The organism is Methanohalobium evestigatum Z-7303 (assembly GCF_000196655.1).
Lineage (GTDB): Archaea > Halobacteriota > Methanosarcinia > Methanosarcinales > Methanosarcinaceae > Methanohalobium > Methanohalobium evestigatum.
Genome location: NC_014253.1, coordinates 467,146 through 481,873 on the forward strand (window position 1 = coordinate 467,146; position 14,728 = coordinate 481,873).

The window sequence follows — 14,728 nt, forward strand, 5'->3', positions numbered from 1 at the left end:
ACCTTTTAAATTTTTAAATGGTTTTAAAAAGCAAAATAAAAGCAATGCTATTTTTAAATTGCAAAATAAGCTCTAAAAATTGGCCTATCACCGGTCATCGGTGTCATACTGATGGTAGCAATCACCGTCATCCTTGCAGCAGTAATAGGCTCATTCGTATTTGGAATGGAAAATCCTGAATCTGCACCGCAGGCGAGTATCCAAGGCAGTGCTTATTCTGACTCTGACGGTGACGACATAGTAATGATTAGTCACCAAGGAGGTGAAGAAATAGATTTACATAATAATGTCAGGATAACAATGAGTGGAAATGACGTCAATATTGGATCCGACAATGTTTCAAAATGGTTTAAAGCTGGTGATAAACTTTATATTATCTCCAACAGTAGCAGTTATTTCTTGGTTAACTCTACTAATTTAAATGCCGTTAATGCTGACTCTGGAATTGCCACCGATAACAACAGACCAGAAGTCAATATTATCGACATACCAAGTCAACAACCAATCGCCAACTTCAATTTAAGATTCCAATAAGGGGTGTTTCTAAAACACACCTTTTTTCTTTTTTTCCGCACCGATAAACCAGAGCTTATTTTGCGTATATCATGAAAACTACTTAATTCATGTTTTAGATAGCATGGGATTTATTTTTACTTTGGGAACATCTGTAAATTTTGTTTTCTATTAAAAATAGCATTCAAATATCCTGACAATTAATACAAAAATCTCTTTTCTGCAACGTATCAATTTTTAATTAATTTATTGTTTTGATATGACAAGTTTTTTAATCCATGTTTATTATGTTCCTTGCTGTTGTATTGAAAAAATAATAACACAAAATCAACGTTTTATAAACGAATTAACCAGCAAGATACTATTAAACCATGTCAGAATTTGTTATTTTTAATGGAATATATGAAACACTCGCGGGCCTCATATTTTATATTCTTGGTTTAATATTACTTCTAAGTTTTTTGGTGGTAGTTAAAATCAAATTATCCCAGACGAAAACTGACAGGGTTTTTAACAACGTATCTGAATTTCTGGAAAATGAGACCTATTTTAGACACGGGAAACACAAAACAGAAAAAGATTACCAGCAAAACCTTGAGGGCAAACTTGAAGTTTTAACCGAAAGGCACGGTTATAATATCAAATATGAAGCAGTGCCTAAAAACGGTAAATACAGAGTGGATTTTGTTGTTGAAAACCTTGTTGGAATTGAGATGAAGTTCTATCAAGGTGGGCATAAAATAGAAGAACAGTTGTGCAGACAAATTATAAATTATTCAAAATATTATCCCAAAATGATTGGACTTGTCTTAAACAGCACCAATAAAAATGATAAGGATTTGAAAAAAGAAATTGAGGAGATAATGGACAATCTGAATGTTATCGGTAAAAAAGATTATCGAATCATCGTTAAAAGCATAGGTAAAAGTAGCCAGAAGAAAGATTAAACGCTACTTTAGAAGTGAATTTATATAACTTCATAACTATAAGATAATTTATGGACGTTGAAGGGCTTTTAAAAAATACATGGTATGTATTCAGAGACAATTTTGTTGCGTTCGTAGTTGGTTCTATCGTAGCAGTCATAGGTTCTATATTAATTGTAACCATTGCGCCTCTGTTTTACGGTCTAACCTATATGGCTTTGAAAGGTGTAAAAGGTGTAAAAGTAGAAATCAATGACGTTTTTGAGGGTTTTCACCATTTTGCCAAAAGTTGGATTTTTGCGATAATTACAGGTGTACTACTATTTATAGGATATATGGCATTTGTAATCCCCGGTGTCATTTTGTCGATTTTACTGGTCTATGCTCTTCCACTTTTGGTTATTAAAGACTATAATAGTATAGATGCCATCAGAGAAAGCATCTCTTTTAGCCGGGAAAATCTTGCAGACACTCTGGTAATATTTGTCATCGGTGCGTTTATTAACTTTGTAGGTGGAGCAATAACATTCGGCTTTATATTATCACTTCCATTTGCCACAATATTGTACACAAAAGCGACAAAAAGTCTTATAAAAGAACATGAAACATATCCAGAAACAGAAGTTGTCGGCGGATAATTTAATAAACATCCGCCATTAGTTCATTTTTAGTCACATGAAGATAGGTGATAGAACCCGGCATACTGTCGTATCCAAGAACGATTGATGATTCATCAAAATCAACTGGATTTGAATTTCCAGGCCATGTAATATCAAAGGTTATCGTTCCATTCCTTGTTATTAATTTCAAATAATGCTGTGAAAGGTCATTAAGTGTAAAAGATGTATTTCCATCATTAATAACTACATCTGGAGGTATACTTATATCACTGGATTTATTCCATGAAAAATCAGGATTTGAACCATCACTACTGGGTGGTGTGTATTCCATTACAAAGGAATCATTTAAAAAGTTGACAATAACCTCTTTTTCATTGGGAAAAGTATCTACACCCGTCCAATGCTCTTTATAATCTGGTTTAACAGTTATATCCTCATATTCAACCCAAATTTGTACTTCTGTTCCTCCGCTTTTCTTTAATCTATAAGTCAGAGTTTTATTGCCTGAGCTTGCTTTAATTTTAAAATCGGAGGGGTTTAGTTTCTGTGAACCCTCTGCCACAAGGTCAAATGAAAAATCATACATAGGTTCATCCTTAGAAGTATTTAGTGCACCCACTTTAAAAGAGTCAGTTAACGTTGATGTCCCCTGTGGAGGTATCGTTTCAAGTTCAATTATTGCTGTATTATTTTCTGTATCTACTAATGAACTGCTGTATGTCTGTGAACTGGCATAATCCGCCCATGCCCTGTAATACTTACTTTTTATATATACAAAAATTTTATCAGATTTCAGTGGATTTGTCCTGTTTTTATCTGCTGTGGTGTTGGGATATAACACCTCTGGTATATTATCAGAATTCATAGATATACTGACTTTTCCTTTACCACTTACAGATGAATCACCATTAACTTTCATGAGCGGAAGTGTCAGAGTTTCTCCGTTATAATGAAATTCAGGTGGTGATATCATTATAGCATTACCCTCTGGATACTTTGACCAAACACCACCTCCTTCATAGGCGACTTTACGGCCATCTTTTATGTATTCAATTGAACCAAGAGAACAGTTGAATTTTATAAACCCATCATTATCAGTATAATTTTCCCAGCACCCCCATTGGTGGCGTACTTTTTTAAAATCATCATACCAGCTCGCATCTATATCAGTACTTACAACAACCATTTTGCTTTTATTGTAATCTTCAGTTTCACCATTTACGTTGATAGTACCGCCCATAAGGGATATGTCAGTTGTCTGTCCAGGTGATTCTCCAAGTGCTACTTTACTTGTTCTTGAATCAAGTACCGTTAAACCCTGTTCCACACGCTGTGCTTTGGCATCATCCTCCAGTTCATAAATAGTGGGATAACTGTAAACCATCATTGCACTTATAGAAATCATGGTAATCCCCAGAATAAGCACCATCCCCACTACAGAGGATACAGCGTCACTGGATTTTAAAAATTTTAAATTCATACTGGTTTTCCACACCCTGATTATTCGATAGTAGCACTCATTGGTGAATAGACAATGTGAACATCTATATTATCTGAATAGTTTTTATGAGCATTTATTGTATTATTGACATCATATACTGCTACATCCATATTCATCGTGTCATCAAAATATGTACCCCATCCTTCGTAATACTTGCTTGTAATCCTAACATCAACTTCTGATACATTCTGATAACTATAAACATTGGAATGTCCTCCATCAGACACCACCCGAACAATTCCCTGACCAGATTGACTTGATGACCCCGAAACAAGTGTTACAGGCATCACCAGTACATCTTTGTTAAATGAAAAACGCGGCTGTGTAATAGCTATCGATTCACCGGTAGGATATTTTGCCCATGTACCAGTATTTTCATAACATATAGAAGTACCTTCAAATCTATTCTCGATTATTCGCATTTGCCTTTCAAAAACCTGATACTCGTAGGAATTAGAGGTCGAGTTCCATCTCTTTAAGGTTATATTCATTAAACTATTTCCAGTAATAGAAAGAGAACCACCCCTCATTTGAAGCTCAATAGACTGTGAAGGAGCATTTCCAAAAACAATTTCATTAATATTTGCTGCAAGTACAGTATAGCTCTGTTTGATGTTTTCTGTATGTTCTACTTCCTGCATATGGTCAAGGAGAGGAAACCCGGCCACACCGATAACAGAAACTGCCAGCAACATCACCCCAAGCAGAATAACAAAATCAACAACCTCAGATACTGCATGGTCAGACGTTTTTAATGTTTTTAATGTCATATTTACAATATTTATCGTTTTTTTTAATATATTATTCAGTGTACTTCTATAAGGTTTTTGGACGAATTATAAAAGAAATAGTGATTTGTTGATGAACTGTATATGGTAGTTGTCTCTACTTGGGTATTACATACTGAATAGGGTACTTTAACCTTGACCTGATTCTGGGATTCAAAAGTTATCTCATTTGATTTATTGGAAAAATTGACTGAATAATATTCACCCGCTACCTTATCAGGGATAGTGAATTCATACTTAAGACTATTTACACCAGATTTACCCGTGTTTGAAATGATTGTATCTACATTTGTTAACTGAAGAGCCATATCATTTCCGTAGGTTTCAAACTCTTCACGGGTAACTGTCTCTTCTGTCTGGTCCATCATAGAAAAAAAGGAATTCATAACCATAATAAATGCCAGCACTGATATTGAGAAAATTAAGATTGAACCAACAGAAACTGAAACCGCACTATCATCTTTTAAAAACCTTTTAATCATAATTCCACCTATGGCAGAGTTACTGGTACAGTAGCATTGACCTGCTTTGAATTAGAAGACATATTGATATATAGTCTGGTAACTTTTAACCTTTTAACCGTAAAATCTTGATTGTTTATTAATTTTCCAGAAAGAACCACCTGTCCTATGAGATATCTTCCGTTGTTTATTTTTAGATAATAACCATCATTATTGATAGACTCATCAAAATTAAATGAAAATGAATTACCATCAATTGAGTTGTTTATAATATCCATCTGGTAAATGTCGCTTTTTGTATCAGTTGTTATTGTATCGGTTCTATTTGTAACTGTTACATTAATATCTCCACTTTCATTGTACAACTCTATAGACCATATGAGAGTATCACTCTGGTTTATGGCTGAAATTTTGAAAGAATTGTTCTGGTCACCCTGTGCACCAGTATTATTGGATAAATATAGTAAAAAGTTATCTGTTGTATTGATATTATCTACAATTGTCCAATTGGAGTTTCCATTTTTGATTCCATTATCAGTCAGATACGCATCCTCCACACTACTATTCTTAACTGAAACCGCAAGACCTGAATACGCATATAGGTTAGAAATCCTTTGAACATAGCTGGACATGTACTGGTTAAAAATATCAGAATTGAACGACTGATTATCCGTAGCGTTTATAAACGCATCCTCAGCCGCATCAGAACTAATTTTTATGGCGTTTGAGTAATCAAAACGATAGGTGTCAATACTTGACTCCGAAGCCATGTTACTTGAGTATATTACATTGTTTAACATAACCGTTAAAAACACAATGCTTATTCCTATAGCAAAACCAGTTATTAATATCATCTGTGCAGAATCATCCTCATTAAACATGGTAACCTTACCTTATATACGCCATAAAGTTAGTTGTATATCAACAATATTATAAAAATCAGTTGAATTGTTTAAATCATTTATTCCAGTTTTGGATGAAAATTTCGAAATATCTGATATATCAGGATTTGATATAACAATCTTTCTAGATACGATTACTGCATTGTCAGATGGCTCTCCATTATATATGTAAGGTGACCTTATCCTTTCGCCATCTTCTTCTATATAAATAAAATGTATATTGTGAGCAATCCCACGTTTTACCAGTACATTTTCCAGCATTTTGCTTGTTGAACTGTTTAATTGTTTACTTTGATTGGATTTGGCTACATATGAGCTCCCATTCCATATATAGACATTACCACTCCAGTTTAACAGGTCAGTTTTTAATCGAGACTCATGCCCATATTCTGAATGGTCAAGTGAATCCATGATATCATATCCCATTGTCTGTAATTGTGTTTCTATATGTGTGTTGGCTGTAGATGATGTAAGAGGAGTCAGCGATGTTGCCTGCACTGCAAAAACGACCACTGAAACCATGATAATTGCAGCCATTACCGCTTCAAGGGTATGCATCTGACCCGTATCATCATTTTTAAGACTGATTTGTAATCTGGATATATCCATATTACCATATCCTGACCGATAAAATCTGAGACTTTAGGTTATTACCTTCATCTCTGAAGATAACAATTCGTTTGGTCTGTCCTATATCTTTATAGGATGGTACTGGGTCGCCTGTAGAACGAATAATAGATGTATTATTTTCTAAAGTTACATTGAGCCTGTAAGTAAAATATGAACCATTTAATCCAAGTATATTGTGATATTGGCTGGTGTTGTTGAAAAAATCATCAATTTTATCTTTGTCAACAAAATTATTTGTGGATTCAGTGTTGTCGCTTAATGTATTTTCAACAAGTTCGGTCGCTGTTCTATCTGCTATTAAAGTTACTTCATTAGAATTTGACTGCAGAGGTGTAAAAAGGCCTGATGCGTACTGGAATACAAAAAATACTGCAAATAAAAAAAAGGTTATTGCTATCAGGTAATCAAGAGTTAACTGTCCCTTATCGTCAAATTCGTTTTTTGTTTTCATGGAACCAAGTTTTCAATCTTTTGGATTTAACTCAATTACTTTCCTTTATCTGATTTACATCATTTTCAATGCTTTGAAGTGCATTGAAATCAAAATTAGACCCTGCAAGCTTTTGAATGAACCAGATGGATTTTATATGATCAGTTTTTGTAAGTTTCCAGTCTGATTTTTCACCGTTATGGCTTATGCCCGCTGAATACCTGAGTAGTTCCTGTCGCACATCATCACTTATCCAGCTCAACTCTTTATAATAAGTTAATACCTCATCGAGATTATTACCACCTACTCGATTCATGAGGTATTTGAGCCATTCCATGCAAATTCTCATACTAACTGAATTTTTGGGAATATATCCAAGCTGTACATTCTGACCAGTTGAAACGGTTTCTATGTCCTCTTTTCCTTCAGTTCTGTTAACAGTAGATGAACTTTTTAATTCCTCTAATGAATTTGCAAGTACCTGGTTTTCTTTATGGTTACGTTTAATTGCATTTTTGATAACTGGTAATTCCTCTTCAACTTTTGAAAGAATCTCGTCCCTTTCTTTTGTATTTTTATCAATTTGTGATAACTTTGATTCAACTGTATCGATTTTGGACAATTTATCATACAAATCAGAGAATTTGGATTCATAATCTTCATTAACTTCATTAAGGTGTGATAACAGGTCTTTGTAGGAATCGTACATATCAGAAATACTTTGCTGTATATTTGACAATTCTGATTTTATTTCCTGATTATCGGATTGAGTACTATCAAGTGCACTTTCAAGTTCATCTACACGGGTCCCTATTGAATTTAACTTACTATCACTTTCGTTACTGATTCCAAGTGAATCCTGAAGATTTTTGAGTTGATATTCGAGATTGTCTATTCTGTCACTTGTAGAATAATAGGAATTATCAATCTTTGATTCAAAATCCTCATTTCGCCTCTGTATTTCTTTGATTCTGTCATCCAGTTCATCCACTGTATCAGAAAGGTTTTGTAGGTCATCAGTAACCTTTTCAACTCTGGTAACAGAACCATTAACCTTGCTCTGTAATTCCTGGAGGTTCCCTGTCTGATTAGTAGCCACTCTTGATGCTATATAATCCATGTATTCCTTATTGAAAACCTTGTCTATTTTTTTGTCAACAACGTCTTTAACCTGTTTCTGATGATCGTTAAGCTTTTTATTTACCAGTCTGTCAACCTGTTCAAAATTTAATCCTGCAGGCTGTCCTGTATAATGACCTTGCATTTGGACATTTTCTGTTGTGGGTTCAAATTCAAAATCATCCTGTTTGGAACCTGTTAAATTTTCACGGAACTGTTTCATTCGTTTCCGCAATCTTCCGCGCTGGGTAATTCCTTTAAAGAAACCAGATATTTTGCCAACTTTTGACGTTTTCTCTTCTTCAGTTTCCTCTGTTTCCTGTTCAAAAGAAGGGACAAATTCAGGAGAAGATTCTTCCTGTTCTTCTTCCTCAATTTCTTCCTTCATCTGTTCCATCTGGTTTTTAAGACTCCTGCGACCTGATGAACCTTTAACCAGCACTTTGAATGGACTCAAAACTTTCTCAAATTTGGGTTTTAGTCTTTTTACTTTTGAAAATCTGGATATATCTTTAGCTTCTTCAGATTCATCAAGTTCTTCATCACCTACATTTTCAGAAACGTCTTCTGAATCTTCAGTATCCTCAGGTAAATAAGGTTCAAATAGAGGTGGAGGTGTCAAGTCATCAACAGCGGTTTCAGTCTTTTCTGAATCTTTTGTTTGCTCAGTTGAACCTGTTGCTTTCTGCCTGATATTTTTAAATTTGTTTTTAAATGATGCTGTTAAATCATTAAATTTTTCAGCATATTCGGCATTTTTCCGCTCACTTGAATCGCTTTTTTCACTCTCAATTGCAGATACATCTGAAGTTTGCAGGTTTGGTTGTGATTCGTTTGACCTTTTAAAAAAACTACTATCTTTGGCACCGTCAAAACTGGTTTTAATTGTTTCTACTACATTTTCATTACCGGATTCTGACGAACCTGATTGTTCAGTTCTCGGGGTTTCACTATATTCTGATTCCTTATTATCGTTAAATGATAGACTTTCAGGCTCATCTGGTTCTATTGAAGAACTATTATCTGCAGATCCTTCTTCATTTTGAATATTTGTTTGGAATTCATCGACCTTTTTGCGTAACTGGTCAAAACTTTCTGTCAAATTCCCTTCATGGGTTATGTTCTGGAATTTATCTTTGAATGGTTCCAGTGGCTTTTCTTCATCAACTGATTTGTTTACAGGTTTTGCCAACGGCTGGTCTTCAGACTGTGCCTCTTCAAGCTCATCAAACAAATTCCTGCGTTGTGTAATTGATTTAAATTTGTTCTTTAATGATGAAGAATCATCGGATTTATCTGATTGAGGTTCAGTTTCTTCTGTTTTTTCAGGATAAGTAATATCAGATTCTACTGTTTGATTATTATCTGTTTCTGATTCTGAATCTTTCAGGTCTGTCTCAAAGGATTGTTCAATTTCACCAAGTGAAATGTCCTGAGATGAATTATCCTTTGTTTCATTTTCATTATTAAACGTCTCAAAAGGTGGTTCATCAGAATCAGAAATATTTTGCTCTGTATTTTCAACTTCGTCTGATGATGCTATAGTTGATAAATCAGGTACATCATCAAAAGGTTTAGATTCAGATGCTTCTGATTCAGAACCCCCCTGTTCCAGAACGTCAACCTCTTCCATGGGCTCATCGCTGAATGCGTTCTGGAGTATATCAGGTGCCTGTTCAAAAGATGATTGCACATCTGAACCTGAATTATCCCCTGCACTACTTTCACTATTATCAGACACAAGATTTGTTAGGTCAGGTACGTCGTCAAAAGAAGGTACTTCTGTTGTTCCTGATTCAGAAATTTCATCCTCTTCTTCAGGTTCAACAGACTCTAATTCCTCTACCTCTTCCATGGGCTCGTCGCTGAACGCGTTCTGGAGTATATCAGGTGCTTGCCCAAAAGATGATTGTTCATTACAACCTGATGATTTTTCACTTTCGTTATCATCATTGTTTTCTGATGCCAGAGCTGATAAATCAGGTACATCATCAAAAGATGGCGGTTCAGGAGGAGATTCCTTTTCATCTGTTTGATGATTGTTGTCACCATAATCATTTTCGTTTTTTTCTTTTCCCATGGAAGCTCGCTCATAATTAACCAACTTTCAAATTTGTTGATACAACGGTATAAAATTTTCTAACAAAATATAATAATGTTAAATATTTATTTAAAGGTTACTCCTTTATAAATTGTTTCAGCAGGTCCTTCCATGTAAAGAAAACCTTTACCATCAAGCTCTATATTAAGCATTCCTCCTTTTGTATGAACCAATACAGGATTGTTTACTTTACCCAATAGATTTGAAATGTATGCTGATGCCACAGAACCTGTACCACAGCTTAATGTCTCATCTTCCACTCCACGTTCATAGGTTCTAATAGTTATCTCATCATTGGAGTCAATTCTTACAAAATTAACATTGGCACCATTTGGAAAAGTCTCATCAAACCGTATTTTGGGTGCAGTATTCTGTATATTAAAATCCAGATTTTCAACAAATATAACTGCATGGGGTACGCCAGTATTAACCACTGATACTGGATAATCATGTAAATCTACATTGATAAAATCATCATCAGAATCTCCCTGCGCAGGGATATCAGAACGCTTTGTCAGTGGTTTGCCCATATTTACTTTGACCCAGAAACCACCATCATCTTTGCGGGTTTTTACATTATAGACATCTGCAATTGTTTCTACCGTAGATTCACCAAGATTAATGTACCCATTATCATAAGCGTATTTTACAAGACATCGTATACCATTGCCACACATTTCAGCCTCTGATGCGTCGGGCTGCAACAATCTCATTTTCATGTCAGCTTTATCAGAACCAGATATATAAAGGATACCATCTGCTCCTATTCCAAACTTACGTCTGCAGTATTTAACCGCAAAATCAGCCTTTTGATTTTCAGGAACAATTTCATTTTCAAACTCATCGATTACAATAAAATCATTCCCGTTACCATGTAATTTTGTGAATTCAATCATACCAGTTAGAATCACCATATTTATATAAAAAATCTAACCCTGCGAAAAGAACCAAAACACTATTAATATTTATAGTTTAAAACAAAATAGTTTTAGTTCTTAACCATTTTATTAAAAAAAGTACCAGAAAAATAAAAAACCAAATGCTTAATTCCTGACCTTGAAATCTCTGAATTCATTAGTTGGTTCATACCAATTGACATTAACATTTTCAACATTTGCCAGTGAAGGTCCAGAGTGTAGTTTATCAATCAGTTTATTCATTTTCTCCTGACTTCCTTCTGCTACAACCCTTACTCTTCCGTCAGGCAAATTCTGTACATATCCAGTAAGTCCAAGATGCGTAGCAGCATCATTTGTGAACTGCCTGAAAAACACACCCTGGACTCTACCTGATACATAAATTTCTGCACCGACTTCTGGTGTTGATTCTGGTTCCTGCATGGTTAATTGTTTATCTTTCAGCAATTATAAAAACTTTGGTCTTTTTGTTACATATTTAGCAAGAGGTTGCTCGCGGTAGGGCATTCCTTGTATTTCTGAAAGCACCCGGTTGTTCAATTCTTCAACTGTCATTTCTGAACTCTTTGGCTTCTTGGGCAGTGATTCAGACCTTATGGTTACATTCAGTTTACCGCTTTCTATCTCACGGTCACCTATCACAACAACATAAGGTATCCATTCACGTCCTGCTTCACGTATCTTTTTGCCTACTGTATCTTCTCTATCATCGATATCAACACGGCAGTTCAATTGTTCATAAATTTTTTCTGCAAAATCAAAATGGTGCTCGTGTACAGGTATAATTCTTACCTGTGTTGGTGATAACCATACTGGAAGCATGGGTACTTCGCCATTATCAATTTTCATTGCATTTTTCTCAAGAAGTGCGTATATACATCTCTCGATTGCACCACTGGGTGAACAATGAAGCATAGTTGGTCTTTTTGATTCCCCATTCCTATCAATATAACTGATATCATAGGTTTCAGCATTCTCCACATCTATCTGCACTGTTGACAGTGCACTTGCTTTTCCAAGTGCATCAATGAAATTGAATTCGAATTTGAGAACAAAATAGAAAAAGCGTGTATCCCACATCTCAACAAGTACAGGCTTGTTGACTGTTTTTGCCATCTCTGTTATAAAATCCTTATTATTTTCATAGAAATCACGGGTAAAACGTATTGCAACTTCATAATCATCAACATCAACACCGATATTATCAAGTGTATTTATACACATTTTGTACTGGTCATCGAATTCAGAAATCGACTGGTCCATATCCTCACAGAATGTATGCATATCAGGCATTGTGAAACTACGGAGGCGCTTCATACCTACAAGCTCTCCACGCTGTTCTTTTCTGAAACTGTATCTTGTCATTTCTACCATTTTAAGTGGAAGATTCTTGTAGGATATTGTCATGTCATGAGACATCAAAAATTGTCCGAAACAGGCTGCAAATCTGAGGAAGAGGCGACGTTTATCGGATTCAATGGAATACTGACGTGCAGGGAATCTGTCCAGATACTTTTTCAGTGTGGGGTGGTTCATATCATACATTATGGGTGTTTCAACTTCCATGGCCCCTGATCTGATTGCCTCATCAAGCACATAATTTTCAAGAAGTGATTTTATAAACCTTCCTCTGGGATAGTATCGAAGGTTCCCGGAATCAGAACCCTGTTCATAATCCGCAATCCCCAGCCTTTTCATTAGTTCAACATGTGGAGGAGTTTTATCTACAACTCGACTTTCTGATATTTCATAATTTACAAACCTTTCAAGGTTGGAATGGTCTGAAAAATCAAAACTATCAACATCACGGAGTTCACCATCAGGTGTTAGAACATACCAGTAAGACTTGGCAGTTTCTTCTGCCTTTAAAGCTTCTGAAACCACTTCTTCCTCTTCAGATTCAAAACCAGTACTTTCCCCAGTAGCTGATGTTGACGTACTCTCCAGACGAATAGTACGAGATAATTCTGATAATGGATGACCTTTACAGTTTATATTGAATGACTTGTACCAGCCAAATGGTGCGCGCTTGACTTCATATTTGTCAGAAAGTTCTTTTTCTATTTTTTTGAGTGCCTTTACCGCTGTATCAGGAGATGATAGTTCATTACTCAGATGTGCATATGGGTAAAGCATTATACGGTCTGTATTAATCTGACCCATTACATTTTTGATTTCATCTACAGTCCGTTTTACAATTTCATCTATATCCGATTCATCCGGTTTTTCAACCGCCAGAAAAACCGTCAATGCTTCTTCAAGACGTCCACTTTTTTGGGACTCATCAACTTTTTCAGCCACTGGTGTACTTTTTTTTACTTCGTATTCTATATAATCTGAATGAACCAACAATAATCGCATGATTTCACCTTTATAAGAGTTAATGAAACTAATTGATGCCGTGTTTATTAATGTTTAATCAATACCTAATAAGATTTATAGGTTTTATCCGCACTCCTAAATTTACATAAAATCATGTAAACTTAGGTGAGAAAGTATCATCTTTCTCGTTTAATTCGTTTGCATATTTATTTTCGAGTTATTGTATCTCCAATATGCAATATACAAAGGTTCTTTGAGATTAGCTTTGTAGTCCGTGCCAGACAAATGCATTTCTTTTTTAGCAATATTTACAGCGCTGTTTATATCTCTCGAAAGGGTCTGACCGCATTTTTTACAGGTAAAAGTTCTTACTTCCGGGTCCTTCTTTTCTACATCTTCACAAATACAGCATTTTTTTGTTGTATTTTTCTCATCAACTTTTTTGAAAGTTTTTCCTGATTTATCACAAACCCATTCAATTGTACCACGCAATTTTGCGATGAGAGTTTGATTTAAGATACTGCGATTTGCTTTTTTATGCGGTGAAACTTCTTTCGATGGCGTATAATCACCAATTAAGATTTTATCGTAGTTTCTGCAAAGATAGTTTGCTATAGTAAACATACCCAACTTTGTCTGTTCTCGTTTGGTATGTAGTGCTTTCTCCAGCGCTTTGTCGTATCTTTTCCAATTGTTACTTGGTTCCCAATATCCTCTTGTTTCACTTATAGGTATAAATTGAGATTTGCGTTTGCAGTTATCTCGTTTAGACATTAAATCATCAATCACGCCATCCCAGTATTTTATCTCGTCTAAATTCTGGAATTCGATTGTATTTCCTTTGTAATCATAAGCTGTTAAGAGGTTCTTATGATTTGGGTCGAGAGCAATCCATTTTTCCACATCTTTTTTTGGAGTTTTGTCTTTTACAACTGTTAATATAGCATAAAATTTCCCACGTTGTTTCACCAATCTAAATGCTCTTGGTTCACCACCATCAAGTTTTGGTTTCTCATTTAGTGTTCCAACAACTTTTAATTGTTTGGAATATTTGTCTTTACCCAAGCTTATGATTACGGTTTTACCATCTATTTTCCATCCAATTTTTTCTTCATATTCAAGTGAGAACCACTTGGTTTTCCAACTTCTGTGTTGAGGATGTCCTACTTCGGGTATCTGGAAAAAGTTTTCATAAGATTTTGCTAACCTTATCGCTACGTTTTTCAGAACTGAAGAATAAACAGTTTTCAAAAATGGTTTTTCTTCTTTTAAACGTGGAACCTGGTTTCTCAAGTTGTATTTATTGATGAGTTTGTTCCTACTACCATTATACTTATAGTCATATTCGACCATGTCGTAAAGATAATTATATAACCAGTTACATATCTTCGATTGACCATCGAGAATATTCTCATCTTCACCGGAGAAATAAATCTCCTGTTTTAGAGTGAATGTAACTGTATTTTTAAATTTATCTTTATTCCGAAACGACATTATA

14 protein-coding genes are annotated in these 14,728 nt (G+C 34.9%); 3 read left to right on the forward strand and 11 right to left on the reverse strand.

The genetic code is table 11. The features are described from left to right. Positions 1–111: 111 nt before the first annotated feature. The 3 genes from METEV_RS02355 to METEV_RS02365 all read left to right on the forward strand — a co-directional run bounded on the left by METEV_RS02355 (position 112) and on the right by METEV_RS02365 (position 2,077). Positions 112–534 carry a type IV pilin N-terminal domain-containing protein gene (locus METEV_RS02355; protein ID WP_083810098.1) on the forward strand — a complete coding sequence of 141 codons (423 nt, stop codon included), beginning with the start codon at positions 112–114 and terminating at the stop codon, positions 532–534. 443 nt (positions 535–977) lie between these two features. Next, complete coding sequence (locus tag METEV_RS02360) at positions 978–1,460, forward strand: GxxExxY protein (RefSeq protein ID WP_232216899.1); 483 nt, start codon at positions 978–980, stop codon at positions 1,458–1,460. A 50-nt stretch (positions 1,461–1,510) separates the two neighbouring features. Beyond that, on the forward strand, positions 1,511–2,077 hold the full coding sequence (locus tag METEV_RS02365; RefSeq protein ID WP_013193958.1) for a glycerophosphoryl diester phosphodiesterase membrane domain-containing protein: 567 nt from the start codon (positions 1,511–1,513) through the stop codon (positions 2,075–2,077). A 1-nt stretch (position 2,078) separates the two neighbouring features. On the opposite strand, the gene METEV_RS02370 is transcribed toward METEV_RS02365, so the two are convergent. The 11 genes from METEV_RS02370 to METEV_RS02420 form a co-directional block, all read right to left on the reverse strand. Further along, on the reverse strand, positions 2,079–3,539 hold the full coding sequence (locus METEV_RS02370; RefSeq protein ID WP_013193959.1) for a DUF7289 family protein: 1,461 nt from the start codon (positions 3,537–3,539) through the stop codon (positions 2,079–2,081). Positions 3,540–3,559: 20 nt separating this feature from the next. Then, positions 3,560–4,330: a DUF7289 family protein gene (locus METEV_RS02375; RefSeq protein ID WP_013193960.1), complete on the reverse strand. Its 771-nt coding sequence runs from the start codon at positions 4,328–4,330 to the stop codon at positions 3,560–3,562. Between the two features lie 35 nt (positions 4,331–4,365). After that, the gene (locus METEV_RS02380) at positions 4,366–4,830 is read right to left on the reverse strand and encodes a DUF7266 family protein (RefSeq protein WP_013193961.1); all 465 of its coding nucleotides are present in this window, start codon (positions 4,828–4,830) and stop codon (positions 4,366–4,368) included. 8 nt (positions 4,831–4,838) lie between these two features. Then, on the reverse strand, positions 4,839–5,579 hold the full coding sequence (locus METEV_RS02385) for a hypothetical protein (protein ID WP_157197266.1): 741 nt from the start codon (positions 5,577–5,579) through the stop codon (positions 4,839–4,841). A gap of 123 nt (positions 5,580–5,702) precedes the next feature. Then, positions 5,703–6,320 carry a DUF7288 family protein gene (locus METEV_RS02390; RefSeq protein ID WP_013193963.1) on the reverse strand — a complete coding sequence of 206 codons (618 nt, stop codon included), beginning with the start codon at positions 6,318–6,320 and terminating at the stop codon, positions 5,703–5,705. 1 nt (position 6,321) lies between these two features. Continuing rightward, a complete protein-coding gene (locus METEV_RS02395; protein WP_013193964.1) occupies positions 6,322–6,792 on the reverse strand; it encodes a DUF7287 family protein in 471 nt (156 codons plus the stop codon). A 31-nt stretch (positions 6,793–6,823) separates the two neighbouring features. Next, the gene (locus METEV_RS02400; RefSeq protein WP_013193965.1) at positions 6,824–9,970 is read right to left on the reverse strand and encodes a FlaD/FlaE family flagellar protein; all 3,147 of its coding nucleotides are present in this window, start codon (positions 9,968–9,970) and stop codon (positions 6,824–6,826) included. 86 nt (positions 9,971–10,056) lie between these two features. Next, positions 10,057–10,887: a diaminopimelate epimerase gene (gene dapF / locus METEV_RS02405; RefSeq protein ID WP_013193966.1), complete on the reverse strand. Its 831-nt coding sequence runs from the start codon at positions 10,885–10,887 to the stop codon at positions 10,057–10,059. A 147-nt stretch (positions 10,888–11,034) separates the two neighbouring features. Further along, a complete protein-coding gene (locus METEV_RS02410; RefSeq protein WP_013193967.1) occupies positions 11,035–11,331 on the reverse strand; it encodes an acylphosphatase in 297 nt (98 codons plus the stop codon). A gap of 24 nt (positions 11,332–11,355) precedes the next feature. Then, on the reverse strand, positions 11,356–13,269 hold the full coding sequence (locus METEV_RS02415; RefSeq protein ID WP_013193968.1) for a threonine--tRNA ligase: 1,914 nt from the start codon (positions 13,267–13,269) through the stop codon (positions 11,356–11,358). 150 nt (positions 13,270–13,419) lie between these two features. Further along, entirely contained in the window at positions 13,420–14,724 is a 1,305-nt protein-coding gene (locus METEV_RS02420) for an RNA-guided endonuclease InsQ/TnpB family protein (RefSeq protein ID WP_049890893.1), read from the reverse strand. Positions 14,725–14,728: the final 4 nt, after the last annotated feature.

What these genes read in the sequence shown, in the direction of transcription:
- METEV_RS02355 (WP_083810098.1), top strand. Translation starts at nt 112, where the DNA reads ATGGTAGCAATCACCGTCATCCTTGCAGCAGTAATAGGCTCATTCGTA.
- METEV_RS02365 (WP_013193958.1), top strand. Translation starts at nt 1,511, where the DNA reads ATGGACGTTGAAGGGCTTTTAAAAAATACATGGTATGTATTCAGAGAC.
- METEV_RS02370 (WP_013193959.1), bottom strand. Translation starts at nt 3,539, where the DNA reads ATGAATTTAAAATTTTTAAAATCCAGTGACGCTGTATCCTCTGTAGTG.
- METEV_RS02375 (WP_013193960.1), bottom strand. Translation starts at nt 4,330, where the DNA reads ATGACATTAAAAACATTAAAAACGTCTGACCATGCAGTATCTGAGGTT.
- METEV_RS02380 (WP_013193961.1), bottom strand. Translation starts at nt 4,830, where the DNA reads ATGATTAAAAGGTTTTTAAAAGATGATAGTGCGGTTTCAGTTTCTGTT.
- METEV_RS02385 (WP_157197266.1), bottom strand. Translation starts at nt 5,579, where the DNA reads ATGGCTTCGGAGTCAAGTATTGACACCTATCGTTTTGATTACTCAAAC.
- METEV_RS02390 (WP_013193963.1), bottom strand. Translation starts at nt 6,320, where the DNA reads ATGGATATATCCAGATTACAAATCAGTCTTAAAAATGATGATACGGGT.
- METEV_RS02395 (WP_013193964.1), bottom strand. Translation starts at nt 6,792, where the DNA reads ATGAAAACAAAAAACGAATTTGACGATAAGGGACAGTTAACTCTTGAT.
- METEV_RS02400 (WP_013193965.1), bottom strand. Translation starts at nt 9,970, where the DNA reads ATGGGAAAAGAAAAAAACGAAAATGATTATGGTGACAACAATCATCAA.
- dapF (WP_013193966.1), bottom strand. Translation starts at nt 10,887, where the DNA reads ATGATTGAATTCACAAAATTACATGGTAACGGGAATGATTTTATTGTA.
- METEV_RS02410 (WP_013193967.1), bottom strand. Translation starts at nt 11,331, where the DNA reads ATGCAGGAACCAGAATCAACACCAGAAGTCGGTGCAGAAATTTATGTA.
- METEV_RS02415 (WP_013193968.1), bottom strand. Translation starts at nt 13,269, where the DNA reads ATGCGATTATTGTTGGTTCATTCAGATTATATAGAATACGAAGTAAAA.
- METEV_RS02420 (WP_049890893.1), bottom strand. Translation starts at nt 14,724, where the DNA reads ATGTCGTTTCGGAATAAAGATAAATTTAAAAATACAGTTACATTCACT.